The sequence below is a fragment of the Acinetobacter sp. XH1741 genome, assembly GCF_041021895.1.
Taxonomy (GTDB): Bacteria; Pseudomonadota; Gammaproteobacteria; order Pseudomonadales; family Moraxellaceae; genus Acinetobacter.
The window spans coordinates 305,980-330,523 of the sequence record NZ_CP157428.1; the positions used below are offsets into that span (position 1 = coordinate 305,980).

Here is a 24,544-nt window from a genome sequence, read left to right on the forward strand (position 1 = left end):
CTATGTATGTAATTTCGCTCGTCTGACGGCAACTGACGAGAGCCACTTTTTAACTGTAGGAGAGAGCCAATTGCGTAGTTTACTTGGAGATCATTTGCTGCAACGACTCCAACAGGACACTGAAGGGAAACTACATCAACGCCTTTTCCGTTGCCTGCGTAGTGCCATTATTGATGGAGTTATCCAGCCCAAAACTCGTCTACCTGCGTCACGTGACTTAGCCAGTGAAATTCATGTTTCAAGAAATACGGTGCTTACTGCCTACGAACAGCTACAAGCTGAAGGCTATTTAGAAGCCCGTACAGGACATGGCACATGGGTGGCCGAAAAATTGCCAGAGAGTTTTTTAAATACACAAAATAAGAAAAAAGTAGTTTCCAACCCGACAGTTCAAAGTTCCTATGCGCTATCACAGCGTGGTTCAAACTTATTAGGTTATGCCGCGGCATCGCCACACCAATGGGGAGCTTTTGTTCCGGGAGCGCCCGATGTGACTGAGTTCCCGCATCATATTTTTAGTCGTATTCAAGCACGCTTAAGCCGTGAACCAGACATTAACCGTCTTATTTATAGTAATGCGGGCGGATGTATTGAACTTCGAAGCGCGCTGGCAGATTACTTACGTGTTGCACGTTCAGTCCAGTGCGATGCTGACCAGATTATTATTACCGAAGGTATTCACCAAGCCATCGATTTAGTCTCACGTGCGCTCAGTGATATGGGAGATAAAATCTGGATTGAGGACCCAGCTTACTGGGGAATGCGTAATACTTTACGTATTAATGGGCTAGATATTCAGCCGATGCCTGTCGATGCTGAAGGTATTATTCCTGAAGAAAATCCGGCAAAGCCGCCTAAACTCATTTTTGTGACACCATCACATCAGTATCCGCTTGGCTCACATTTAAGCCTGAACCGTAGACGTAAACTGATTGAGATTGCTCGTCAGCACAATAGCTGGATTGTTGAAGATGACTATGACAGTGAGTTCCGTTTCTCGGGTCAGCCTTATCCGTCTTTACAAGGTTTAGAAAATGATGCGCCTGTTTTATATATGGGCACATTTAGTAAAACTATTTATCCGTCTTTAAGAATTGGGTATTTGGTCGTACCTAAACCACTTTTTTCACCACTACGTATTGTGGCAGCCGAGCTTTATCGTGGGGGCCATTTGCTTGAGCAAAAAGCCTTGGCTGAATTTATTCGTGAAGGCCATTATGAAGCGCATATTCGCCGTATGCGTCTGCTCTATGGGAAACGCCGTGATTACTTAGTGAGCCTAATTCAACGTTATCTTGGCCCCGAATTTATTCATGAATATGACGAAGCAGCTGGGTTGCATCTGGTTTTAAAACTACCGAACACTTGTGATGATGTCGCAATTGCAGCGACTGCGCTCGAACGTGGCGTTAAAGTTCGCCCACTTTCACAGTACTACATGCAGTCGCATGCCTATGCAGAACGTGGACTGCTGATGGGCTTTGCCTGTGTAAATGAAAAAGACATGGTGATGGCTTTTGGTGTGCTCTTGCAGTGCTTACGTGAAGCCGGTGTACCTACGCTGAATTAGTTGTTTTCTCGTACTAAGACAAATAAAAAGAGCCTCGCAGTGAGGCTCTTTTTTATTTAAAAATTTAAACTAACTTTTCTTCATGCGTATGGGTAAGATGGGTCGCTCTACGCTCTTTACCCCAACCTAGTTTTTCAGACAGCAAACCGAAGAACACAATAATGCCAAACAATGCCGTGGTGTAAATCACTTCTTTAAAATACGTGCCTTCAATCAACATAGTAAGAATTGCACCAATAATTGCAAAGATCACCACGTAAGTTAAGTAAGGGAACATCCACATTTTAAAGTCAATTTTCACACCTTCTGCTTCAAGTTTCTTGCGCATACGAAGCTGAGAATAAGCAATGGTTAAGTACACATAAAGTGTTGCTGCACCTGTTGTTAGCATGAAAAAGTCATAAACATCCATACTCTTGGTTGCAGTTAAAACGACAGCAATTACAGAGAAGAAGCATGACACAATCACACCCACCCACGGGCTGCTTTTACTGTTTACAGAACCAAAGCTTTTCGGTGCATCACCACGTTTAGATAAAGAGAACAACATACGTGAACACGTATAAAGCGCCGAGTTAAAGCAGCTACATACCGAGGTTAGAACCACAAAATTCACGATATGACGCGCACCCGGAATACCAAGCGCAGATAACGTAACACTATAGGTTCCCCAAGTAGAATCTTTCAAAAGTTCATTGTTGTGAGGAATCAGACATACCGCAACAAACATCGAACCAACGTAGAATAAAATAATTCGCCAAACCACCGAGTTTGATGCTTTACGAATTTCTTTAGATGGGTTTGCAGACTCTGCCGCTGCTACAGTCACAATTTCAGCGCCAATATAGGCAAACATGACCCCAAGTAAAGCGGTAATAACGGATGCCCCCCCATTAGGCATAAAGCCTTGAGAGGTTAAATTAGTAATACCAGATGCAGCCGGATTACCCCAAGGCCACAAATGCATGATGGCCAAACTACCAATCACCAAGAAGATCACAATCGCAATGACTTTGATGAGAGCGAACCAGAACTCGAATTCACCATAGTTCTTTACGTTCTGCAAATTGACTGCAACCAGTGCACCAATCACGACAGTCATATAGACCCAGATGGGTATAAACGGGAACCAGTTATTTAAAATTTTACCTGCTACATAGGCTTCCCAACCCATAAGCATTGCCAGCGTACACCAGTACAGCCAGCCAATTGAGAAACCAGCCCAACGACCAATTGCACGGTCCGCATAAGTTGAAAAAGAGCCACTATCGGGGTTTAAAACAGCCATCTCGCCTAGCATTCGCATGATGAACCAGACGAGTAAACCACCTAAAGCATAGGTTAAGAAAACTACAGGGCCTGTATTGTAGATAATACTGCCAGAGCCCACAAAGAGAGAGCCACCAATAACCCCAGCAATCGAGATCATGGTTAAGTGACGTGATTTAAGTCCATGTTTTAAACTTTGGGAGTGATTGGCTTCAGAACCATTTTGATGAGCTGCCATATCATTTTCCTTAATATATGGAGGATATCGGCTAGACTCGGAAATCCTCCGAAGCCAAAAATATCCCCTAAAAATTTAGCCGTTTTGCTCAATTTCTAAAACAGAAAATTCACTGAGCTGATCCGGCGCTTCCGTATGCATACATCCAATGGCTTTAATTTGTCGTTTCGGCACTCAAGAAACGAGAGCCATTTTTGTAATAAAAGAGAGAGCCAATTGCAAAATTTATACGCAAAATTGGCCCTTTTTATATGAGATGCTGGTAAATGGCTTTTAGTTTTTATTTTAATCAGTTTGATTTTTTTAGTTCTGTTCAGAAATTAATAACGCTTTCGTCCCTGTTTCTAAGGCTCTAAATATATGTTTCTGGTCGGCAGGGTAACAAATATAGTCTCCAACACTGAGCTCGACAGCATCATCAATTAAGCCAACCAAAGCTCGCCCTTCAACCACAATAATATGCTCCACAGAACCCACAGGATGTGGCTCTGAAAGACGGTCTTCACCTGGTTCCACAATCAGTAAATACACATCACGGCGTGCGTGTGGCGGACAAGTCGCTAACAAAATTGCTTTGTAATTGGCAATTTCAGAGCTCACCGTTGGCCCATCGCCACAACGAATGACTTGCACCTGATTGCTCGGTTCTTCCATCAAACGGGCAAATGGAATATTGAGGGCCACACAAAGTGCCCATAAAGTTTCAATACTTGGGTTCCCTTGCCCTGCCTCTAGTTGAGAAAGAGTCGATTTGGCAACACCTGCACGACGAGCAACCTCTGCCAATGACAGCCCTGCTCTTTGGCGTTCACGCGTTAAACCTTTGGCAATAATTTCAATTGGCTGAGACATCCAACACTTCCGTTCTATAAAAAAAACGATCGTTCGTTTTGACAAAACAATCAGACTTATTCATTATAATGGAAAATCGTTCGTTATATCATGCTATGACTACATACTCTCTCATTAAAAAACTGAGTAAAGATACCACCCGCTCCATTTTCTTTGTGTGTCTAGCAACTAGTGTGGTTGGGATGTCTTTAGGTTCACTCGCTGCAAGTTATGGCTTAGCGCTCTGGATCCCGCTTTGTCTATCGATATTTGTGCTCGCAGGAACTGCTGAGTTTATTTTTATTGGCTTCTTGGCGGTAGGTGGTAGCCCAATTGCTGCTGCGGTTGCAGGCCTACTCGTCAATTTAAGACATTTGCCTTTTGGGATTGCGGTCAATGAATTAATCCGAGGCAAATTCTCTCGATATTTCGGGGCTCATATCATGAACGATGAAAGTGTTTTGTTTGGTATGGCACAGCCAGATTTCGAGACAAAAAAGGCTGCTTATTGGTTATGTGGAATAGGCATCATGCTGACTTGGCCGCTCGGTGTCACAGCAGGTTATTTTATTGGAAGTGCTATTCCAGACCCGAAAACATTTGGCTTAGATGCCATTTTCCCAGCCATTTTAATTGCACTTACTTTTTCTGCTTTAAAGAATAAATCTACTCGGAAAGCTGCATTTGCCGGATCAACTTTAGCACTCATTGCCACCCCTTTTTTAGCCTCAGGACTCCCAATTTTAATTTCTCTTTTTGGCTTGATATGGGGTAGAAAGAAATGAATCAACAGTTACTGATTATTGTGGGAATAGCTCTACTTGCACTGGGTACTTACAGTATTCGCTTTGCTGGTTTTCACTTAGGTGCCAAGTTCTCATTTTCTGAAAAATACCAAGTTTTACTGTCAAACGGCGCAACTGTTTTGCTCTGTGCAATTGCAGTGACCACGACATTTTTTGAAGGCCAACATTTTGCAGGTTTCGCGCGTATATTTGGGGTGGGTTTAGCGCTGTTCTTGGTTTGGAAAAAAGTACCGCTTTTATTGGTGATTTGTTTGGCTGCTGCAGGCACAGCCCTGTTACGTTTGCTTGGAATTGAATAATAAAAAAGGCGAGATAAACTCGCCTTTTTTGAAACTTTGATTAGAACGGTAAATCGTCGTCTAAATCAGCTGGTGCAGACGCTGGTTGTTGCGGTGCTTTAGGTGCAAAACCACCACCTTGAGGGCTGTTGCCACCATTACCGAAACCACCTTGGCTACCATAACCACCGCCATTGTTTTGACCGTAGCCGCCACCTTGGTTGTTATTATTTTGATAACCGCCACCTTGTTGAGGTGCGTTAAAACGTGGTTGGTTAAAATCATTACCGCCAGCGAAACCTTGTTCACCTTGTTGACGAGCATCTAACATTTGCATCTGGTCGCCACGAATTTCTGTCGTGTAACGTTCTTGACCATTTTGATCTGTCCACTGACGCGTACGTAATGAACCTTCAATATAAACCTTAGAACCTTTACGTAAAAACTGCTGAGCAATTTCCCCTAAACGGTTATGCAAAACAATACGGTGCCATTCTGTTTGTTCTTTACGTTCACCTGACGTTTTATCGGTCCAAACTTCACTTGTCGCGATTGAAAACTGGGTTAACGAGCCCCCATTTGGAAAAGTTTTTGTTTCAGGATCACGACCCAAAGTACCAACCAAAATAACCTTATTTACACCACGCATTAGCTGTCTTCATCCTATACATTTCTATGTTTTACTTTATAAGAGTTATGCTTAAATGGCTACCTCTTTACCGAACAACTGCGTTAAATCACGTCGTGCAGCATCATCTAGAGTCTGCTTATCGACTTTAATATACGCAACTTGCTGGTCAGGCATCACCACAACTTCTTCAATACCACGAATTGCCAATAGCTGTGTGGTCCACTCATTCACCTGTTGCACTTGCGGCAATGGCAGCACAATCGATGACAAATACCGCGGCTGAGCTAAACCAAAACTAATTAGCAACCATATTATAGCAATCCCTGCTAAGACACTCCATCCAATCGCAGTATTATGTAACATCAATAATTGACCACCCAGGGTGCCACCAAAAAAAGCACCTAAAAACTGGCTACTGGCATTTACGCCCATAGCGGTGGCTTTCGACTGAATTGGAGCTGACTTTGACAACCAAGAAGGCAATAAAGCTTCCATCACATTAAATGCAATGAAGAAAATACCAAGGCCTGCAAGCAAGATATATTTTGACTGATAACCAAATATGAGGAGCAACAAACCAGCAATAATGCCTGTAATTGCGGTTAAGAAAATGCCTCGCATTTTGCGGTATTTTTCAGCGATGATAATGCTAGGAAATGCAAAAAATAAACTAATGACCAAGAGTGGCAAATACACCAGTCCATGACTGGCTAAAGGAATATGCGCGAACTCGATGAGCTGTGAAGGCACATAAATAAACATGGCTGTCAGCAATAAATGCAATGCAAAAACCGAAACATGTAAACGGTTTAAATCACCCATTTGAATGACTTGCTTAAGCTGTGCCATGTAGCCTTGCTGATAATTACGATGATGGCGTGTCACTTTCGGTACAAGCAATAACATTGAAATCGCAATCAAGCCCATAATGGTCGTGACAAAGAATAAGCCAGAAATACCAACAATGCTGGTGAGCCAAGGCCCAAGACTAAACGCCACTACAAAAGATAAGCCAATACTCATGCCCATGGCCGCCATGGCTTTGGTACGCTGTTCTTCACGTGTGACATCGGCTAAAAGCGCCATGACTACAGCAGAAACTGCACCTGCACCAGCGATGGCACGACCAATAATTACGCCATAAATGGTGTCAGATAAACCCGCAATTGCCCCACCAATAGCAAACAGTAATAGGCCAAATACCACAAGCGGTTTACGACTAAAACGGTCTGCAAGTAAGCTAAATGGAATTTGTAAAATGGCCTGACTTAAGCCATAGACACCTACAGCCAAACCAATGAGTGCTGGAGTCGCATATTGATATGACTGCCCGACTACAGAAAAGACCGGAATAATCATGAACAGACCCAACATGCGTAGCGCAAAAATACTACTTAAAGCAAAAGTTGAGCGGCGTTCCAAAGCATTCATCATATCAATACACGTTATCAAACTAGGCAAATTATAAGCCGATTCGTTTCTAAAAATACGGGAGAGATGATTTAAAATAACGATTTCGGCTTTAAAAAATAAAGAGGCATTTAGCCCCTTTATTCTATCGAACTTTACTGAAAATTAGCTTAAGACGACTCTTGTTCACGTTTTGCATATTGAATAGAAGCAATCACTGCCCAAGCAATAAATGCGACACCAATCAGACCTGTCACGACTTCTGGTACATGTAAACCTGTACCACTTGCAATCATAATGAAAGCTAACGCACCAATCGCATAGTGGGCACCATGTTCTAAAAACACATAAGCGTCTAATGTGCCTTTTTCAACAAGATAAACAGTCATTGAACGTACAAACATTGCGCCAATTGCCAGACCCAGCATAATCACAACAACGTCACTGGTAATGGCAAATGCACCAATTACACCGTCAAAACTAAATGATGCATCTAATACTTCTAAATATAAGAAGCCACCTAAACCAGCTTTAACGACACCAGAAGCAGCGCCTGAACCATCTTGTATAACTGCATTGCCATCTTCGTCAATTTCAGGTTCGCCACCTAACAAATGACTTAAAACTTCAACACCAATATAAACCACAATGCCCCAAATACCAGCCATAGTCACTGCTAAACGTTGGTGGTCATCTACATAACCTGCCATCACAAGTAAAGCAATCAAAGCGAGAAATACAGACATTGCCGGTACGCTCGCTAAACTCGCAAGTTTAGATTCAAGCCATCTAAACCAATGTGTTTCTTTTTCTTCATCAAAGAAGAAATTTAAGAAAACCAATAATAAGAATGTTCCACCAAATGCCGAGATTTCTGCATGGTGAGCCATTAAACGCTCAGAGTAAGTTTTCGGGTCATTGAGTGCCATTTTAGCAACTTCAATAAACCCCATATCCGCAGTCATAGCCACAATGAGGACTGGGAAAATTAAACGCATACCAAAAACGGCGATTAAAATACCTACCGTTAAAAAGATCATTTTCCAAAACGGATCCCAGTTACGTAGAACCGATGCATTTACGACAGCATTGTCAAAAGATAAAGAAACCTCCATTACAGCTAAAATTGCAGTAATGGTTAAAGCTTTAAGCATGGTCGACACACCTGCCTCAGGTCCATGGGTAAAACCCCAATACGCGGATAGTGCTAAACACACCACCGTAAAAAATATCGAAAATCGGAAATGCTTCATGGATCAGACCTATACCAAGAACTAAATTTAATCTTTCTTTAAAAACGCGGTTATTATATCGATAATTAACCATAAAACGATGTTGTTTTATGCTGTTATCAGATTTACTTTATCTCCATGTTTAATAAAGAAATTTATAATATTTAATTAACTTGTTAATCGTATTAAATATTTTCTTGCGATATATCTATCATTATTATTTTTGTATTTTAAAATTGATTTAAAATCCCGTTCAGCAGATTTATTTTAAATGGAATGATTTTATGCTTTTTTCTCAAGAATTATGGCAACGCAATTTAAATTTATATCAAAAAATTCTCGACCTTCCTTTTAATCAGGAACTTGCTAACGGTACTTTAGATAAAGAAGCTTTTTGTCATTATGTGATTCAAGATGCTCAATATTTAGTGGCTTACGGTCGCGTGCTTGCTGTTGCAGCAGCAAAGGCATTTGAGGCTGACGATATTATGCAATTTTCAGATGCCGCTAAAATTGCAATTGTGGTTGAACGCAGCTTGCATGATGATTTCATGAAAAACTTTGGTGTGACTAAAGAAGAATTTCAAAATACGCCCTTAACTTTGGCAGGTCACCATTACACTTCATTTTTAACAGCAACGGCCTGGTCTGAGAGCTACCCTGTTGTACTTGCAGCACTATTACCTTGCTTCTGGATTTATGCCGAAGTCGGTAAAGATATTGTAAGTAAATCAATACCAAATAATCCTTACCAAGCATGGATTGATACCTATGCAGGTGAAGAATTCCATATTGCTGTTCGTAATGTGATTGCGACTGTCGATAAAGTTGCAGCACGTTGTGATGCTGATACTTTAGAAAAAATGCATGCCGCGTACACAATGGGTGCAAAACTTGAATGGTTATTTTGGGATAGTGCCTACCACCAAAGACAATGGTTAGGTTTAGACCATATTTAAAACTTCAAGAGAATCGGTCAGATGGTTCAATACGCTGACCGTTTTTAATAAAATACGAGATAAATATGTATATCGGCGAATTAGCATCTTTAACTGGAGCCACTCCTAAAGCCATACGGCATTATGAGAAATTAGGCTTGCTCCCCGTAGCAAAAAGAAAAGGAAATTATCGTATTTATGAAGAGATTGATGTTAAATCAGTTAAGATGATTCGCCTTGCGCAAGCTGTTGGGTTTAGCCTTTCCGAGCTTTATGACTTGTCAGCTTTAAAATATAAAAATAATCGCTTTCCTGTAGAAATTGCACAGCAGCTTATTCAAAAAAAGAATCAACAAATTATTGAGCAAAAAAAAGCGTTAAACCGTTTACAAGAAGATTTAAAACAACTGGAAGATGAGATTGTTCAGACTTATATTACCAATAAGATTTCTGCCTAAAACAGCTGGTTAAAATCTGCAAATAGCTTTCAAAATGAGTGCTTGACTCTGCCCTTAGGGACAAGGTTTATCGTAAGGACTTCTTTTATTACGGACCAATAAAATGAGTGCTCATCTTTCTTTATTTAAAAATTCAACAGCATTAATTACAGGCGCATCTTCAGGAATAGGCAAAGCTTATGCTCAAGAACTTGCATCTTTAGGAATTCATTTAATTTTAACAGCACGCTCTGAACAGAAACTAAATGATTTAGCCGATGAACTCAGAAAAAAATACAATGTGAATGTTGAGGTGATCGTTTTAGATTTAGCTCAAGCCAATTCAGCTCAAAGCTTATTTGATGAAGTACAAACTAGAAAATTAACGGTAGATATTTTAATTAACAACGCAGGATTTGGAAAATGGACTAAATTTTTAGATCAATCTGTATCTACCTATCAAGAAATGATTACGCTTAACATCAGTAGCGTCACCTCTTTGTGTTATCTGTTTTTACCCCACATGCTTGCGAACAAAAAAGGCATCATGATTAATATTTCATCGACAGGTGCGTTCCAGCCGTTACCTTATATTGCTGTTTATGGTGCTAGTAAGTCTTATGTATTACAGTTTACTGAAGCACTTGCGGGGGAATATGCATCTTCGGGTGTTAAATTTCTGGCAGTTTGTCCGGGCAATACCGAAACCAATTTTACTCAGGTCGCAAATGCAGATACGAGTGGCATGAAAAGCTCTACAGTTGAGGACGTTGTGTCTGCAACGGTTAGAGCACTAGATAAAAATAAAGCAACAGTAGTGGTGGGGTGTAGCAATTATTTAACGTCTCAATTGCCCCGAATTCTTTCCCGCAAAAAAATGATTAATTTAGTTGAAGGCATGCTCAGAACGCGTGTTCTTGAGCAGTCATAAAAAATACTTCAATTTAAAAGATTAAGGGGTTTCTCTTAATCTTTTAATGCTGAAACAACTGCCAGCCATAAATCAAACCTGCCGCGGCGACCACCCAACATAAAGTTGCCAAGCCTAGACACGACCACATCGACATACGTGTTGCCAAAACATAAACCGCCACCAAATAAATGGCATAAGGAATAAGTGACCATAGACCAAACAGAGCCGTTTTTTGTAATGCCTCAGCACCTTTTTGCTGATAAACAATGACATGAGCAATCAAAGCGAAAGTAGGAAAAAGCGGGACTAAACCTGCAATATAAAATGCCTTACTTTTCGATAGAATCGAAATAATGAGGACAACCCCTGCCCCCAACATACACTTTAAAAATAACGCCCACATGCGCTGATCCTACCTGATCATTTCCATAACAAAACGCTGTATTGTGCGCTTTTCAAAGAAAATTAACAGCGACTAAAGCAATTAATGCTGGAACTGCCTGAATATAAATAATCTTTTTACTCGCAGTCAGCCCACCATAAATACCCGCAATCAGTACACAGCCTAAAAAGAAATTAGCAATGGATGTCGCAAAGGGTGCATCAGCCAATAAAGACCAGAATAAACCTGCTGCTAAAAAGCCATTATAAAGCCCTTGATTTTGTGCCATGACTTTGGTGAGTTTTGCTTTTTCTGCATTATTTCCAAAGGCTTTCATGCCATAAGGTTTGTCCCACAAAAACATCTCTAGCACTAAAATGTAGACATGTAAGATCGCGATAAGCGCAATGAATATTTGTCCGATCATATCGTTTTCCTTTTTATTTTAAATCCTGAAAAAAGATCAGTCTCTCGACTGATCTTTCTAGGTTTTACGGTTTTAACAACACTTTACCTTGGCGAGCACCTTCAGTTGCTCTTTGGGCAGCAGTTTTAATCTCATCGAAACTAAATACACCTTCTACAGGTAGGATTAATTTTTTCTGAGTCGCTAATGTTAATAGCTCAACAATGAGTTCCTTCTTACGAGCAGCCGGCATTTCTTTGCTCACCACACTCGCCCAGAAACCTTTTACTGTGGCTTGTTTGAAAATCAAATCACCCGATGAAATTTGCATGGTTTCACCCGTCATACTACCGAACGAAACCAATAAACTATTTTCACTGAGTAAATTCAGCATTTCACCACTTGCGCGCCCGCCAATCGAGTCGACACCAGCAATAAGAGGTTGGTCACCGTGAAGTTGTTTAACTTGCTCTTTCCAGTTCGGCTGATCAGTTGCAACAACATGTTGAATGCCTAGAGCTTGCATTTCAGCAATTGCATCGGTACGACGAACCAGATTAATCACAGGTAGGCCACGTGCCTGTGCAATCATCGCAACTGTTTTACCTACGGCACCATTCGCCGTGTTTTGAATGAGCCATTGACCTGGTTGAACATTTACAAAGTCCAATAGCATAAGGGCACTAATTGGCATACCAATCAGCTGCGCTGCTGTTTCATCATCAATTTCATTATTGAGTGGAATAAGCCCTTGAGCCGGTGCAATAAAGTATTCAGCCCAACTACCATGAACGGATGCAACAGCAATACGTTGCCCGACCTGTACATGAGTAACGCCTTCGCCCAAGGCATCAACAATACCAACGCCTTCACTACCACCAATCGCAGGTAGAGTTGGCTTATAGCCATAGCTTCCGCGTACTGTCCATACATCATGATTATGAATTGGGGACATGATGGTTTTAATACGAACTTCGCCTGCTTTTGGTTCTGGCTTTGGCATATCCGCCTGCTCTAAAACGTCTACAGGTTCGCCAAAATTACGATGGATAATACTTCGCATGCTTTATTCCTCTATCGGTTTTAAGAGTTGTTGGGTAGTTTCTAAGGCTAAATGTAGGTGTGTTTTGTCTTGCGACAATTTTGTGAGTAAAGCTGCACCTATCCATAACTGATACATGACTTGTGCAGTTTTTAAAGGCTCAATATGTTTGGGAATTGATCCTTCTTGTTGTCCTTCTTTGAGTAGCAAAGCTAAACGCTGTGTTAGCTTCTGCACTCCATCATTAAGAATTTGACGCATATCTTCTGATAAGTCCGAAACTTCGGCCGCCAATTTCACGATGAGACAATTTTCAGCCCAGCTACCATTGACCGGATCATCAATCCACGCCTGCCATAACGCCATCAAACGGGCGTGGGCACTTTGCTCAGTGTGTTGCCAAAGTTGTTCCATACGAACTTTATAGTCCGCCATGTACTGCTCGAGCAACGCACAGCCAAATGCCTCTTTTGAAGCAAAGTAGTGATAAAACGAACCTTTGGGTACGTCACAAGCTTTTAAAATTTCTTGCAAACCAACACCGACAAAACCTTTATGTAGTACCAGCTCAAAGCTAGTATCTAAAATGTGTTGTCGCGTGGTTTCGCTTTTGTTTAATCTTTTCATGCATACACCATACTCCACTATTAGACCAGTCGTCTAGTAAAATTATGTTGCTCGTTAGAATTTGATTAGAGTAGAAATCGAGAGTAAGGAATGTTAAAAATACAACCTGCTTATTTAAACAAATTTTGTCGATTGTCGTTTAACCGTCACAATTTGTCGCTTTAAATCATTTTGTACTACTTGAACAATTTTAAATCGTTATCATATAGAGTCTGTTGTTTATAAATAGCCATATCTCCCTGTGACTAATCAAACAACACCTAAATTTTCATCAATACATAATTGAGATGTTTTATGAGCCAAAGTCATATCCGTATTCGAGGCGCACGTACCCATAACTTAAAAAATGTGTCACTCGATATTCCACGCGATAAATTTGTGGTAATTACGGGGCTATCAGGTTCAGGAAAATCTTCTCTTGCCTTTGATACCTTGTACGCCGAAGGACAACGCCGTTACGTCGAATCACTTTCGGCCTATGCCCGTCAGTTTTTATCGCAAATGGAAAAACCTGAAGTTGACTCGATTGAAGGTTTATCACCAGCGATTGCAATTGAGCAAAAATCTACCAGTCACAACCCACGCTCAACCGTCGGTACCATTACCGAAATTTATGACTATTTACGTTTGCTTTATGCACGTGTCGGCACGCCCTACTGCCCTGAACACGACTTACCTATGGTTGCGCAAACCGTTTCTGAAATGGTCGATGCAGTAAAAAACCTTGAGGAAGGCACAGCGCTTATGTTGCTTGCCCCTGTGGTTCGTGAGCGTAAAGGTGAATACAGCAACCTGTTTGAACAATTACAAGGTCAAGGTTTTGTACGTGCCCGTGTGGATGGTGAAATTATTGATATTGATACGCCACCAGAACTCGACAAAAAGAAAAAGCACACCATTGAAGTTGTAGTTGACCGTTTCAAAGTACGCGAAGACTTAGGTAACCGTATTGCTGAATCATTTGAAACTGCACTACGTTTAGGTGGTGATATTGCTGTTTTGTCATGGATGAATGGCGAACACCCAGATCGCGTTTTTTCTGCAAAACACTCATGTCCTGAATGTGACCGTGCCGTAGCTGAGCTTGAGCCACGTTTGTTTTCATTTAACAACCCTTTCGGTGCCTGCCCTGTTTGTGATGGTTTAGGTACACGTAGCCACTTTAGCTCTGAAAAGCTTATTCCTAACCCTGAGCTGGCAATTAGCGAAGGTGCTATTCGTGGATGGGATCGTCAACGTCCATATTACTATTCAATGCTACAAAAAGTTGCCGATCATTTTGGTTTTCAACTTGATACGCCTTGGAACCAGTTAGATAAAGACACTCAAAAGAAATTCCTACAAGGTACTGGCAAAGAAAAAGTCGATTTAAGCTATATCGATGAACGTGGTCGTAAACATACACGCGTTCAGCCTTTTGAAGGTATTTTGCCGCACCTTGAGCGCCGTTACCGCGAAACTGAAAGTAACTACGTGCGTGATGATTTAGCTCAATATTTATCGAATGCAGCTTGTGATGCATGTGGTGGTTCACGTCTCAATGAAATTTCACGTCATGTTCGTGTAAAAGACAAAACCATTGCCGATATTACCCGCATGTCGATTGGTGATGCTGAAAGCTACTATCAAGATTTAAACCTTGAAGGTGCTAAAGGCGAAATTGCAGATAAAATTTTTAAAGAGATTCGTGAGCGTCTACACTTCTTGGTGAGTGTAGGACTTAACTATTTAAGTCTGGCTCGTTCTGCCGAAACGCTCTCTGGTGGTGAAGCACAGCGTATCCGTTTAGCCTCGCAAATTGGCGCAGGTTTGATGGGTGTGATGTACGTACTCGATGAACCCTCAATTGGCTTACATCAACGTGATAACGACCGTCTATTACAAACCTTGATTCGCTTACGTGACTTAGGCAACACGGTGTTAGTTGTTGAACACGACGAAGATGCCATTCGTGCAGCCGACCATATTATTGATATTGGTCCGGGTGCGGGTGTGCATGGGGGTGTTGTGATTGCTGAAGGTACTTATGATGAGTTAGCTAAACATGCCGACTCACTCACAGGGCAATATCTTTCTGGCAAACTCAAAATTGAAGTACCCAAAAAGCGTACTGAATCACCACGTCCAGATGAATTCATCAAACTTTCAGGTGCCGCAGGCCATAACTTAAAGAATGTCGATTTAACCATTCCACTTGGCATTATGACTTGCGTAACGGGTGTTTCGGGTTCAGGTAAGTCAACACTGATTAACCGCACATTGCTTCCATTAGCAGCCACACAGCTTAATGGTGCAACGACTTTAACAGCCGAGAAGTTTGACTCAATTGACGGTCTACAACATCTTGATAAAGTCGTTGATATTGATCAAAGCCCGATTGGTCGTACCCCACGTTCTAACCCTGCGACTTATACAGGCTTATTTACCCCAATCCGTGAGTTATTTGCGCAAACACCAGAAGCGAAAGCTCGTGGTTATAGTGCAGGTCGTTTCTCGTTTAACGTAAAAGGCGGACGCTGTGAAGCCTGTGAAGGCGACGGTATGATTAAAGTCGCGATGCACTTCTTACCAGATATGTATGTGCCTTGTGATGCCTGTCATGGCAAACGTTATAATCGTGAAACACTTGAAGTCGGCTATAAAGGCAAAAACATTTCTGATGTTTTAGAAATGACGGTTGAAGATGCTGCTGAATTCTTTAATGCGATTCCAGTTATTCACCGCCGCTTAGAAACCTTAACTCAGGTGGGCTTAGGCTATATTCGTTTAGGTCAAGCTGCTACAACCTTGTCTGGTGGTGAAGCACAACGTGTAAAACTGGCACGTGAGTTAGCAAAACGAGATACGGGTAAAACTTTATATATCTTGGATGAACCAACAACAGGTCTGCATTTCCACGATATTGCTAAGTTACTCGATATTTTGCATGAGCTACGCAACAAGGGTAATACCATTGTGGTGATTGAACATAACCTTGATGTGATTAAAACAGCGGACTGGGTTGTGGACTTAGGTCCAGAAGGCGGTTCAGGCGGTGGTATGATCATTGCCGAAGGTACACCTGAACAAGTCGCTGAGGTCGAGATTTCCCATACAGGGCGTTTCTTGAAACCAATGTTGAAATAATAAATGCAAAAAACCGGAAATTATTTTCCGGTTTTTTATCCCTCTACTACATTTCGGCCCCGAGCTTTGGCTCTTAAGAGTGATCGGTCTGCTTTTTCTAATAGCTCCATCCAGCTTGGCGCCCCAATTGCGAACCCAATACTGACAGAGACATGCAATTTTTCATCCGTCCCCGTTAAATCAATTTCCTCTAAAGCAATTGCAATGCGAATTTTCTCGGCCAATAAACGCGCATCTAAAAAAGGCACCTGCTCTAACAAAATTAAGAACTCATCGCCCCCATAACGAACAATCAAATCAGAAGCGCGTACATTTGCTTTTAATTGATCTGCAATACGTTTAATCACTTGGTCACCGACAATATGTCCATATTGGTCGTTTACATCTTTAAAGCGATCTATATCAATAATCATCAAACAGGTTTGTGAAAATTTTTGCGGATAGCTCTCAACAATTTTTAAATATTCAGATAAAGCCAAACGATTGGATACACCCGTTAACGGATCAGTATTTGCAATATTTTTAAGCTGGAATTCAAACGCATCACGCTGCTTGAGCATTCTTTGTAAACGTTCAATCGCTTCAAATAATGAAATAAATTCGCCTTTCTTTGGATTCAGCTCATCTACTGGATAATCTTTGCTATGTGACAAATCAAGAATTAAAGTACGGGCCTGAATAAGAGGTTCAAATACCCGTCTTTTTGCATAAATTAAAGTAAGTAAAGCAGCGGCTAAAGATATGCTAGAAATGAGCAGCGTAAGAAAAAATTTCTTTTTCGCTACATATTTTTCTTGAATCGCAATTGAGACACTTTTATTAAGTAGAAACTTTTGTAAATCAATCACAGTTGTAAATTTATCAACAATTTGATCTGTCAGCTCAGTCGCATTTAAATGATACGCTTCCTGCTTTTGACTCTCATCTAAAAGTTGGTCAACTATTGGCACGCCTTTTTCTAAAAACTCAGTTTTCACTCTTGAGTAAAGACGGTGATACTCTTGAGTTTTGGCTTGCTCAGACTGTAGGGTATCGACAAGTGCCCATAAATAACGTGCTTGTTCTTGGGTCTGTAAAGAACGAGCCCGATTATCATTGGGTATGGTTTCGTTAAAAGCGACGGGTGCAATGACATTAGATGCAGTTCGACCAGCCTGATCACGCATATCGGTTAAAACTACAATTAAAGTAAAATAATTATTAATTTGGCTATCTTTACTTTTTAATTGCAACATCAGTTTTTGTAAAATTTCTCGGCAACTATCCCAAGCACCAAACATCGCCAAAATTGCCTGATCAAGTTGTACAGAGGTTCTTGTTTGCTCAGGGGTTACAACATAATAATCAACAACGGCTCGTGCCTGCTTTAAATCGTTCCTAAATTTAGTATTTAAAATATTTGCTAAATCGGAATACCCTTCTTCTTTTAAAATATGAATAGTTTCATCAATTTGCTGATCGACAGTAAGTCTATATTCTTTTAATTCTTTTTGATTTTTTACAAAATTGGCCGCGTTACTCGACATTAACTTATTTGCGGGTGCACGCTCTTTAGAAACTTTATTGGCAACTTCAGCAATCAATTTTAAGCTTTTGATTTCAACCAAAGCTTGTTTAGTTTTTAAATATTCTTGATAACTACTAACAATAAGCGGCACAGCCATAAACAGTAAGGACAAGATAATGACCAACATGAAGAAAAACAGTCGATTACTGATGTGTTCTGAACGTAATCCTGACATTTCTAGCTGGTACTCCGTAAATGTCCTACCATGACCACTACGAGATAATGAAGTAATTAACCCGCATCCTAGCACTTTACCGAGCAGAAGTTCAGCAACAAAGTTGGATTAGCCCAATATAAGCTTTCATCTTTTGTATGCAATAAAAAATATGATCGAAAGAGTAAATCATGGCTATAGCAAATCTCCATTTTACAGATGAAGTAAATTTCGCAATTCTATAAAAAGATTGTTTTTCCTCTTGGATGCCTCTTCCAGCATCCGAAACCCAGCTTTAAGCTGGGTTCTTTTTTATACACAACTAAAAGAATAAACTTCATGTAATTTTTTTAATAAAAGTTAATATTTTCTTATAGATAAAAAAAAGCTCAGCCTTGGGGAAAGCTGAGCTCGTAAAGTCTGATGTGATGCCACATCGTATCTGGGAAAGCACTGTAAACATTAAAAATGTTAGATAGTGAACTTTGCAATTGAATTTTGTGACTTATCTCTAGTTTTGTAAAGTTGATTAAATTGATCAGAATTAATTTTTTAATCGATTTTTCAATTTAAAAACGTATTTTTTTTGCTTTATTCAAATATATAATGATTCGAATTAGCTAGATTTTTTAGTTAAACTTATTAAAATAACGTTAACTATTACTCAAAATAAATAAAAATTGAAAAATGAATGATAGTTAAATGAGTATTTATTAAACAAATCGACAATTGTAATAACGTTAAATCCGATTAACAGAATCACTTTTTCCAATTATAAATGTAATTATTTTTAAATCATTTTATGGCAAATCCTTATGAATATTAAGGTTTAGCTATTTGTTAATGTTCATTTTTTTATCAGGTTGACATAAAACACTTTAATTGATGTTTTTTTAACCATTTTTAACATAAGTGTCAAATTTCCTTAACATAACGTTTTATCTATTATTGACTTCATAAATTGTTACAATACAATGGCCCCAGCTTTATCTCTTGTTAATGCTGGAAATGATTATGAAAAAACTTGGTTTAGCCACTGCTGTATTATTAGCCATGACCGGTGCTCATGCTTATCAATTTGAAGTTCAAGGTCAATCTGAATACGTTGACACAACTGCAAACGATAAAAACTACACTGGTGACGTTGCTGGTACATTCTATTTGAAAAATGTTGACACAGCTAAGGGTCCTTTAGCTGAAGCAGCTTTCTTAAACCAAGCTTCTAGCGTGTCTTTAGGTTATAGCTATCAACAATATGACCAAAACAACGGTTTAAACTACCATGTAGGTACTTACGGCGTTAAAGGTGAAGCGTACATCCCTACTCCTTACGTTCCTGCATATGCTAGCGCAACTTATAACCACACTGACGTTGACGGTAAAAACGCAATTTCACGTGATGACCAAGGCGACCGTTATGCGTTAGAAGTTGGTGCAATGTTGTTACCTAACTTCTTGATGGCTGTTGGTTATACAAATGTTGCTAACCAATTCGCTTTAGATAACTTCGGTATCATGAGCAACGGTATCTACTCTGCTGTTAACCAAACTGCTGCGATCCAAAACGATCAAGATGCTGTTACAGCACGTGCTAAATATGTAGGTCCAATCGATGGAACTAACATGTCAATTGGTTTTGAAGCTGCTGGTGCTTTCGGTCAAGAAAACCAATACGGTTTAAAAACTGACCTTTACTTAACTCCTAAGTTAAGCGTTGGTGCTGCATTCATCGGTAACGACGGCGTAGCAAACATCAAAGGCAATGACCTTGGTGAATTCCGTCAAGCTTGGGGTGGTAACGTAAACTACTTCATTACTCCAGCTCTTGCTGTTGGTGCGTCTTACATGAAAGCTGACGTTAAAAAGTCTAGCTACGACACACAAACTATCGGCTTAAATGCTAAATTCCGTTTCTAATCTCATTTAGAAATTGAATTAAAAAAAAGGACTCATTTGAGTCCTTTTTTTATGGCTATTAACTACGTACGACATTTAAGAAATATAAGTGACGTTCGTACTGATCAATAATATCCTGAATCAAATCTTCTTGAGTCCAGTCCATTACATCATAGTTTTGTCCACCCTCTCGTAAAAACACTTCAGCCTGAAAATATTGTCCATCTTCTGCTTCTGTACGACCAATTAAAAAACTTGGTGGTACTGTTTCACGTGAAACAACTTTATAAATAAAATTAATTTCATGATGATGATCAACTCGAAGTTGCATACCATCTTCAACTTCACTAATTGTCACCTCAAGATGACGACGTTTAAATTCATGCTGAATATTTTCAAAAGCACGTGAAACTTGCGTTTCAATGTATCGCTTAACCTCTTCTTCACTATGAGGATAATGCATGATTAAACCAAGACGCTGTTGCCAACTTCTTGGATTATGGATGGCACGTGGAGTAATTCGTGCTTCCTGAATTGCAGTCATTTTGGTGACATCGAGGTGTAAGGCCTTTATAAGCCCCCAACTCATCAATAGCATCACGACAGTAAACGGTAGCGCGCTCATAATGATTGAAGACTGAAGTGCTGCAAGTCCGCCAACCAAAAGTAAAATGATAGCCAGTACTGCCATAAGTACTGTCCAGAACAGCCGCTGCCATGTTGGTGAGTTTTCTGTTTTTGCTGTTAAGTAGTCAGTAACCAATGCCCCTGAGTCAGCCGAAGTCACAAAGAACAGAATCACCAAAATAGTTGCCAGCACATTCATGACACCAGCCCACGGCAAGTGTCCTAAAAACTCAAACAATGCAACAGAGGAATCTTGTTGAACGGCTTGCATTAATGTTGTCTGATGCTCGTGAATAATGCTAAATAGCGCGGCATTTCCTAAGAAGCCCATCCAGATAATGGTAAAACCAGTCGGGATAAGTAAGACGCCTACAATAAATTCACGAATAGTACGTCCACGTGAAACCCTTGCAATGAACATACCCACGAATGGTGACCATGAAATCCACCATGCCCAATATAGAATCGTCCATCCCCCAATCCAGCCATTTGGCTGATAGGCATAGAGATTAAAGGTCATGGTGAAGAGGTTGGAAATATATTGTCCTGTGTTTTGGATGGTTGTTTGAAGTAAATAAATACTCGGGCCAGCCACAAAAACAAAAACGAGTAAAACCAGAGCTAATATGAGGTTCAATTCAGATAAACGTTTTACACCTTTATCGAGGCCTAAAAAGACCGATAAAGAAGCCAGAATACTCACCACAATAATTAAAATAATCTGGACATACGTGCTTTGCTCTATCCCAAAAAGATAGTGCAAACCAGAGTTAATTTGGGTAACCCCAAAACCAAGAGACGTCGCCACACCGAATACCGTACCAATGGTCGCGAATATATCGATGCTATCTCCCCACGCGCCATATATTCTTTTCCCAATGAGAGGATAAAGAGCGGAACGGGTTTTTAAAGGCAAATTGTGACGATACGCAAAATACGCCAATGCCAAACCGACCACAGCATAAATTGCCCAAGCATGTAAGCCCCAATGGAAAAAGGTTACACGTAACGCTTGCTGTGCTGCTTCAATCGTCTGCGGTTCACCACTTGGTGGATTTACATAGTGCATGACAGGTTCAGCAACACCAAAGAACATTAAACCAATGCCCATACCCGCAGTAAAAAGCATGGCAAACCAAGAGCCATTACTATATTCAGGCTGGCTATGGTCAGGGCCTAATTTAATACGTCCAAGGGCCGAACAGGCAATATAAATTAAGAGAATAAGAAAGAATGCGACAGATAGAACATAGAACCAACTAAAGGAATCCGTGATCCATTGCTTTAATTGCTGCGTTACAAGTTCGAAAGAACTCGGAGCGATCACTACAACTGCTAAGAACAAAGCAATGATAATGACCGTACCCAAAAAGACATTTGGGTTAACATTTGCGAACCAACTCGTTTGTTTGGAAGGCATAAATCCTCCATGTTATTTTAATGAAAAGTGACAGGCATAAAGCCAATAAAGACATTCACAGAATGAACAAAGTTATATCTTTCAATAGAGAAAGCCGATAACACTTTAAATAAACTTAAATAATATTGCAGTTACAAAGGTGTAAAAAATTAAAACATCTCCTTCTTTATTTATCAGAATTTTTTTTAGGGGCATGTGAGATGTACTGTAAAGCAATCAACCGCGTAACAATCAATGCCAGATACATCACACCAAAAAACATTTGTAGCATCGCTAAAACGCGCGCTGGAGGGCTCAGAGGCATCAAATCAGATAACCCCGTTGCTGACTGTAAGCTAAAACTTAAAAATAATAGATCTAGCCAAGTTTGTAAGTGATAGGCATGATTTGAATTTTGAAAACTATTTGGAATTAATAACTGACAAATGTTATATAAAAATGCAAATCCCCAAGCAATGAGGGTAAAAACCGCAGCAGCTGCAAACAATTCATCTCGTGTTAAATACCGATCAGCAAACATATAACGAAATAACCCATAAGCTGCCGAAAAATAGGCTAATGCTTCACAGCTATGGGCAAAAATCTGGATAGTTAAATTGCTATAACCTAATAAAATAAAGACTGAAGATATAATTGCCCCACTCACAAATGTTAGACCCAAAAAAGTAAACATAGGCGTTTGACGAATCACCTTGGCAATAATAAGTAAAGCAAGTACACCTAGCGCCCAAGTTAAGGTCCGATAATATTCATTATTAAAAGTGAGCATTGCCAAAATAAGTAAAATGAACTGCACAAACAGCAGCCATGCTGAAGGTAGCAGTCGAAAACTGGCCCAAAAATCGATGATAGATCGCATTTAATTATTTTCCATTTTTCTTTATGTTTTGAATTATAGAAAATCATACTGTACAAAAAATAGAAGAAACAAGTTGTTCTTTATTAAGGAACTACTTTTAAGTAAACCTGATAGATAAAACAAAAAAAGCCCCGCAGGGCTTTTAATGAGAAGTTAAACACACTTAATTTTAGTGATCAGATGCACCAGAAGCGCCAATACCTGTCATTGAACGTACATATTGTGCATCAAAAGAAGCGCGTTCTTTTTTCGCACGTGCTGAGTTGTCAGTCACCGAGAAGAACCAACAGCAAAGGAACGACAATGGCATAGCAAATAACGCAGGACCGTTGAACGGGTTAATTGGGGTATCAGAGATTTTTAAAGTATCGACCCAAACTGCTTTAGACAGAATAATGAGTACAACCGCTGTTACCAGACCCACTACACCACCAATCACTGCACCACGTGTTGTTAAACCCTTCCAGAACATTGAAAGAACAAGAACAGGGAAGTTTGCACAACAAGCCACAGAGAATGCCAAGCCCACCATGAAAGCTACGTTTTGTTTTTCAAACAAAATACCCAAAATCATGGCGAAAACAGCTAAACCAAGTGTCGCAATTTTTGACATTCGAAGCTCTGAAGCTGGCGTAGTCTGACCTTTTTTAAATACGTTAGCGTATAAATCATGCGAAATTGCAGATGCACCTGAAAGTGTTAAGCCTGCAACTACAGCAAGAATCGTTGCGAATGCAACAGCCGAAATGAAGCCCATGAACAAATCGCCGCCTAATGCATCACTTAAATGCACGGCTGCCATGTTGTTACCACCGATAAGCTCAAGCTTGCCTGTTACAGCCATTTTTGCAACATCAAGGAATTGCGGGTTGTTTGATACGAAAAGGATCGCACCGAAACCAATAATGAAAGTCAAAAGGTAGAAGTAACCGATAAAGCCCGTTGCAACCACAACCGATTTACGTGCTTCTTTTGCATCTTTTACAGTAAAGAAACGCATAAGAATATGTGGAAGACCTGCTGTACCAAACATAAGTGCCAAACCAAGAGACAATGCATCAATTGGGTTTGCGGCAAGCTTACCTGGTCCCATAATTTTTGCAGCGTCAGACAAGCTTACATCGTGAACTTTACTGAACACTTCGATCGATTGGGTAAACATGTTACTGAAGCTAAAACCAACCGCCTTCATCACCATAAATGCCATGAAAGTAGCACCACTGAGTAGCATCACCGCTTTAATGATTTGTACCCATGTAGTTGCCAGCATCCCGCCAAAAATTACGTATGCCATCATGAGCAAGCCCACAATCACAACCGCAATGTTATAGTTCAAACCAAATAATAATTTGATGAGCTGACCCGCACCAACCATTTGTGCAATCAAGTAAAACGCTACAACCACAAGCGAGCTAAATGCAGCTAAAGTACGAACCGGTTTTTCTTCAAGGCGGAATGACACGACATCTGATAAGTTATATTTACCAAGGTTACGTAAGCGCTCTGCCACCAAGAATAAAACGATTGGCCAACCTACCATGAACCCTAGTGAATATAGCAAGCCATCAAAGCCCGAGCTAAACACCATTGCAGAAATACCAAGGAAGGACGCCGCTGACATGAAGTCACCCGCAATCGCCAAACCATTTTGGAAACCGCTGATTCCCCCACCAGCCGTATAGAAATCTTGTGCTGATTGAGTTTGTTTTGCTGCCCATTTGGTAATGAACAAGGTGAAACCAACAAAGATGACAAACATAATGATAGCATGCCAGTTGGTTGCTTGCTGCTCGGCTTCACCTAAGTCAGGACCCGCGATAGCAACAGTCGAATATAGCGATGCTGCCGTCAGTAAGGCTTTCGCTTTTAATGAATTCCATTTCAT

21 protein-coding genes are annotated in these 24,544 nt (G+C 40.3%); 8 read left to right on the forward strand and 13 right to left on the reverse strand.

Annotated elements, in window-relative coordinates:
* Positions 1 to 70 precede the first annotated feature (70 nt).
* Positions 71 to 1,570 (forward strand): PLP-dependent aminotransferase family protein, encoded by a 1,500-nt coding sequence (locus ABLB96_RS01615; protein WP_348898075.1) that lies wholly within the window; start codon positions 71 to 73, stop codon positions 1,568 to 1,570.
* 64 nt (positions 1,571 to 1,634) lie between these two features.
* Here the strand turns inward: ABLB96_RS01615 and ABLB96_RS01620 are convergent, their stop codons facing one another.
* Entirely contained in the window at positions 1,635 to 3,077 is a 1,443-nt protein-coding gene (locus ABLB96_RS01620; RefSeq protein ID WP_348898074.1) for an amino acid permease, read from the reverse strand.
* A gap of 303 nt (positions 3,078 to 3,380) precedes the next feature.
* Positions 3,381 to 3,929, reverse strand: coding sequence for a helix-turn-helix domain-containing protein (locus ABLB96_RS01625; RefSeq protein WP_072689577.1), 549 nt, complete (start codon positions 3,927 to 3,929; stop codon positions 3,381 to 3,383).
* 68 nt (positions 3,930 to 3,997) lie between these two features.
* Here ABLB96_RS01625 and ABLB96_RS01630 point away from each other — a divergent pair, with 68 nt between their 5' ends.
* On the forward strand, positions 3,998 to 4,693 hold the full coding sequence (locus ABLB96_RS01630) for an AzlC family ABC transporter permease (RefSeq protein WP_348898073.1): 696 nt from the start codon (positions 3,998 to 4,000) through the stop codon (positions 4,691 to 4,693).
* On the forward strand, positions 4,690 to 5,013 hold the full coding sequence (locus ABLB96_RS01635; RefSeq protein WP_348898072.1) for an AzlD domain-containing protein: 324 nt from the start codon (positions 4,690 to 4,692) through the stop codon (positions 5,011 to 5,013). The genes ABLB96_RS01630 and ABLB96_RS01635 overlap by 4 nt, the downstream gene beginning before the upstream one ends.
* 40 nt (positions 5,014 to 5,053) lie before the next feature.
* Here ABLB96_RS01635 and ssb read toward each other — a convergent pair whose 3' ends face one another.
* From ssb to ABLB96_RS01650, 3 genes are all read right to left on the reverse strand, one after another.
* Positions 5,054 to 5,641, reverse strand: a complete 588-nt coding sequence (ssb, locus tag ABLB96_RS01640; RefSeq protein ID WP_348898071.1) for a single-stranded DNA-binding protein — start codon at positions 5,639 to 5,641, stop codon at positions 5,054 to 5,056.
* A 51-nt stretch (positions 5,642 to 5,692) separates the two neighbouring features.
* On the reverse strand, positions 5,693 to 7,057 hold the full coding sequence (locus tag ABLB96_RS01645; RefSeq protein WP_348898070.1) for an MFS transporter: 1,365 nt from the start codon (positions 7,055 to 7,057) through the stop codon (positions 5,693 to 5,695).
* Positions 7,058 to 7,203: 146 nt separating this feature from the next.
* On the reverse strand, positions 7,204 to 8,286 hold the full coding sequence (locus ABLB96_RS01650; protein WP_348898068.1) for a DUF475 domain-containing protein: 1,083 nt from the start codon (positions 8,284 to 8,286) through the stop codon (positions 7,204 to 7,206).
* 263 nt (positions 8,287 to 8,549) lie between these two features.
* On the opposite strand from ABLB96_RS01650, the gene tenA reads away from it, so the two are divergent.
* The 3 genes from tenA to ABLB96_RS01665 all read left to right on the forward strand — a co-directional run bounded on the left by tenA (position 8,550) and on the right by ABLB96_RS01665 (position 10,571).
* Positions 8,550 to 9,224 (forward strand): thiaminase II, encoded by a 675-nt coding sequence (tenA, locus tag ABLB96_RS01655; RefSeq protein WP_348898067.1) that lies wholly within the window; start codon positions 8,550 to 8,552, stop codon positions 9,222 to 9,224.
* A 65-nt stretch (positions 9,225 to 9,289) separates the two neighbouring features.
* Complete coding sequence (locus ABLB96_RS01660; protein WP_348898066.1) at positions 9,290 to 9,661, forward strand: MerR family transcriptional regulator; 372 nt, start codon at positions 9,290 to 9,292, stop codon at positions 9,659 to 9,661.
* A 103-nt stretch (positions 9,662 to 9,764) separates the two neighbouring features.
* Entirely contained in the window at positions 9,765 to 10,571 is an 807-nt protein-coding gene (locus ABLB96_RS01665; RefSeq protein WP_348898064.1) for an SDR family oxidoreductase, read from the forward strand.
* Between the two features lie 43 nt (positions 10,572 to 10,614).
* Here ABLB96_RS01665 and ABLB96_RS01670 read toward each other — a convergent pair whose 3' ends face one another.
* From ABLB96_RS01670 to ABLB96_RS01685, 4 genes are all read right to left on the reverse strand, one after another.
* Positions 10,615 to 10,956 carry a GlpM family protein gene (locus ABLB96_RS01670; protein WP_004789991.1) on the reverse strand — a complete coding sequence of 114 codons (342 nt, stop codon included), beginning with the start codon at positions 10,954 to 10,956 and terminating at the stop codon, positions 10,615 to 10,617.
* 52 nt (positions 10,957 to 11,008) lie between these two features.
* Positions 11,009 to 11,362: a DUF1304 domain-containing protein gene (locus ABLB96_RS01675; RefSeq protein WP_002053763.1), complete on the reverse strand. Its 354-nt coding sequence runs from the start codon at positions 11,360 to 11,362 to the stop codon at positions 11,009 to 11,011.
* Between the two features lie 64 nt (positions 11,363 to 11,426).
* The gene (locus ABLB96_RS01680) at positions 11,427 to 12,404 is read right to left on the reverse strand and encodes a zinc-binding dehydrogenase (protein WP_348898062.1); all 978 of its coding nucleotides are present in this window, start codon (positions 12,402 to 12,404) and stop codon (positions 11,427 to 11,429) included.
* A 3-nt stretch (positions 12,405 to 12,407) separates the two neighbouring features.
* Entirely contained in the window at positions 12,408 to 13,010 is a 603-nt protein-coding gene (locus ABLB96_RS01685) for a TetR/AcrR family transcriptional regulator (RefSeq protein WP_348898060.1), read from the reverse strand.
* Between the two features lie 294 nt (positions 13,011 to 13,304).
* Between ABLB96_RS01685 and uvrA the strand changes: the two genes are divergently transcribed.
* A complete protein-coding gene (gene uvrA / locus ABLB96_RS01690; RefSeq protein ID WP_348898058.1) occupies positions 13,305 to 16,136 on the forward strand; it encodes an excinuclease ABC subunit UvrA in 2,832 nt (943 codons plus the stop codon).
* Positions 16,137 to 16,171: 35 nt separating this feature from the next.
* Here uvrA and ABLB96_RS01695 read toward each other — a convergent pair whose 3' ends face one another.
* Complete coding sequence (locus ABLB96_RS01695; RefSeq protein WP_348898057.1) at positions 16,172 to 17,878, reverse strand: GGDEF domain-containing protein; 1,707 nt, start codon at positions 17,876 to 17,878, stop codon at positions 16,172 to 16,174.
* 993 nt (positions 17,879 to 18,871) lie between these two features.
* Here ABLB96_RS01695 and omp33-36 point away from each other — a divergent pair.
* Positions 18,872 to 19,774, forward strand: a complete 903-nt coding sequence (omp33-36, locus tag ABLB96_RS01700) for a porin Omp33-36 (protein WP_348898056.1) — start codon at positions 18,872 to 18,874, stop codon at positions 19,772 to 19,774.
* A gap of 58 nt (positions 19,775 to 19,832) precedes the next feature.
* Here omp33-36 and ABLB96_RS01705 read toward each other — a convergent pair whose 3' ends face one another.
* The 3 genes from ABLB96_RS01705 to ABLB96_RS01715 all read right to left on the reverse strand — a co-directional run bounded on the left by ABLB96_RS01705 (position 19,833) and on the right by ABLB96_RS01715 (position 24,544).
* Positions 19,833 to 21,800, reverse strand: coding sequence for a choline BCCT transporter BetT (locus ABLB96_RS01705; protein ID WP_348898055.1), 1,968 nt, complete (start codon positions 21,798 to 21,800; stop codon positions 19,833 to 19,835).
* Positions 21,801 to 21,966: 166 nt separating this feature from the next.
* Positions 21,967 to 22,659 carry an ion channel gene (locus ABLB96_RS01710; RefSeq protein WP_348898054.1) on the reverse strand — a complete coding sequence of 231 codons (693 nt, stop codon included), beginning with the start codon at positions 22,657 to 22,659 and terminating at the stop codon, positions 21,967 to 21,969.
* Positions 22,660 to 22,828: 169 nt separating this feature from the next.
* On the reverse strand, positions 22,829 to 24,544 hold the full coding sequence (locus ABLB96_RS01715) for a cation acetate symporter (RefSeq protein ID WP_348898053.1): 1,716 nt from the start codon (positions 24,542 to 24,544) through the stop codon (positions 22,829 to 22,831).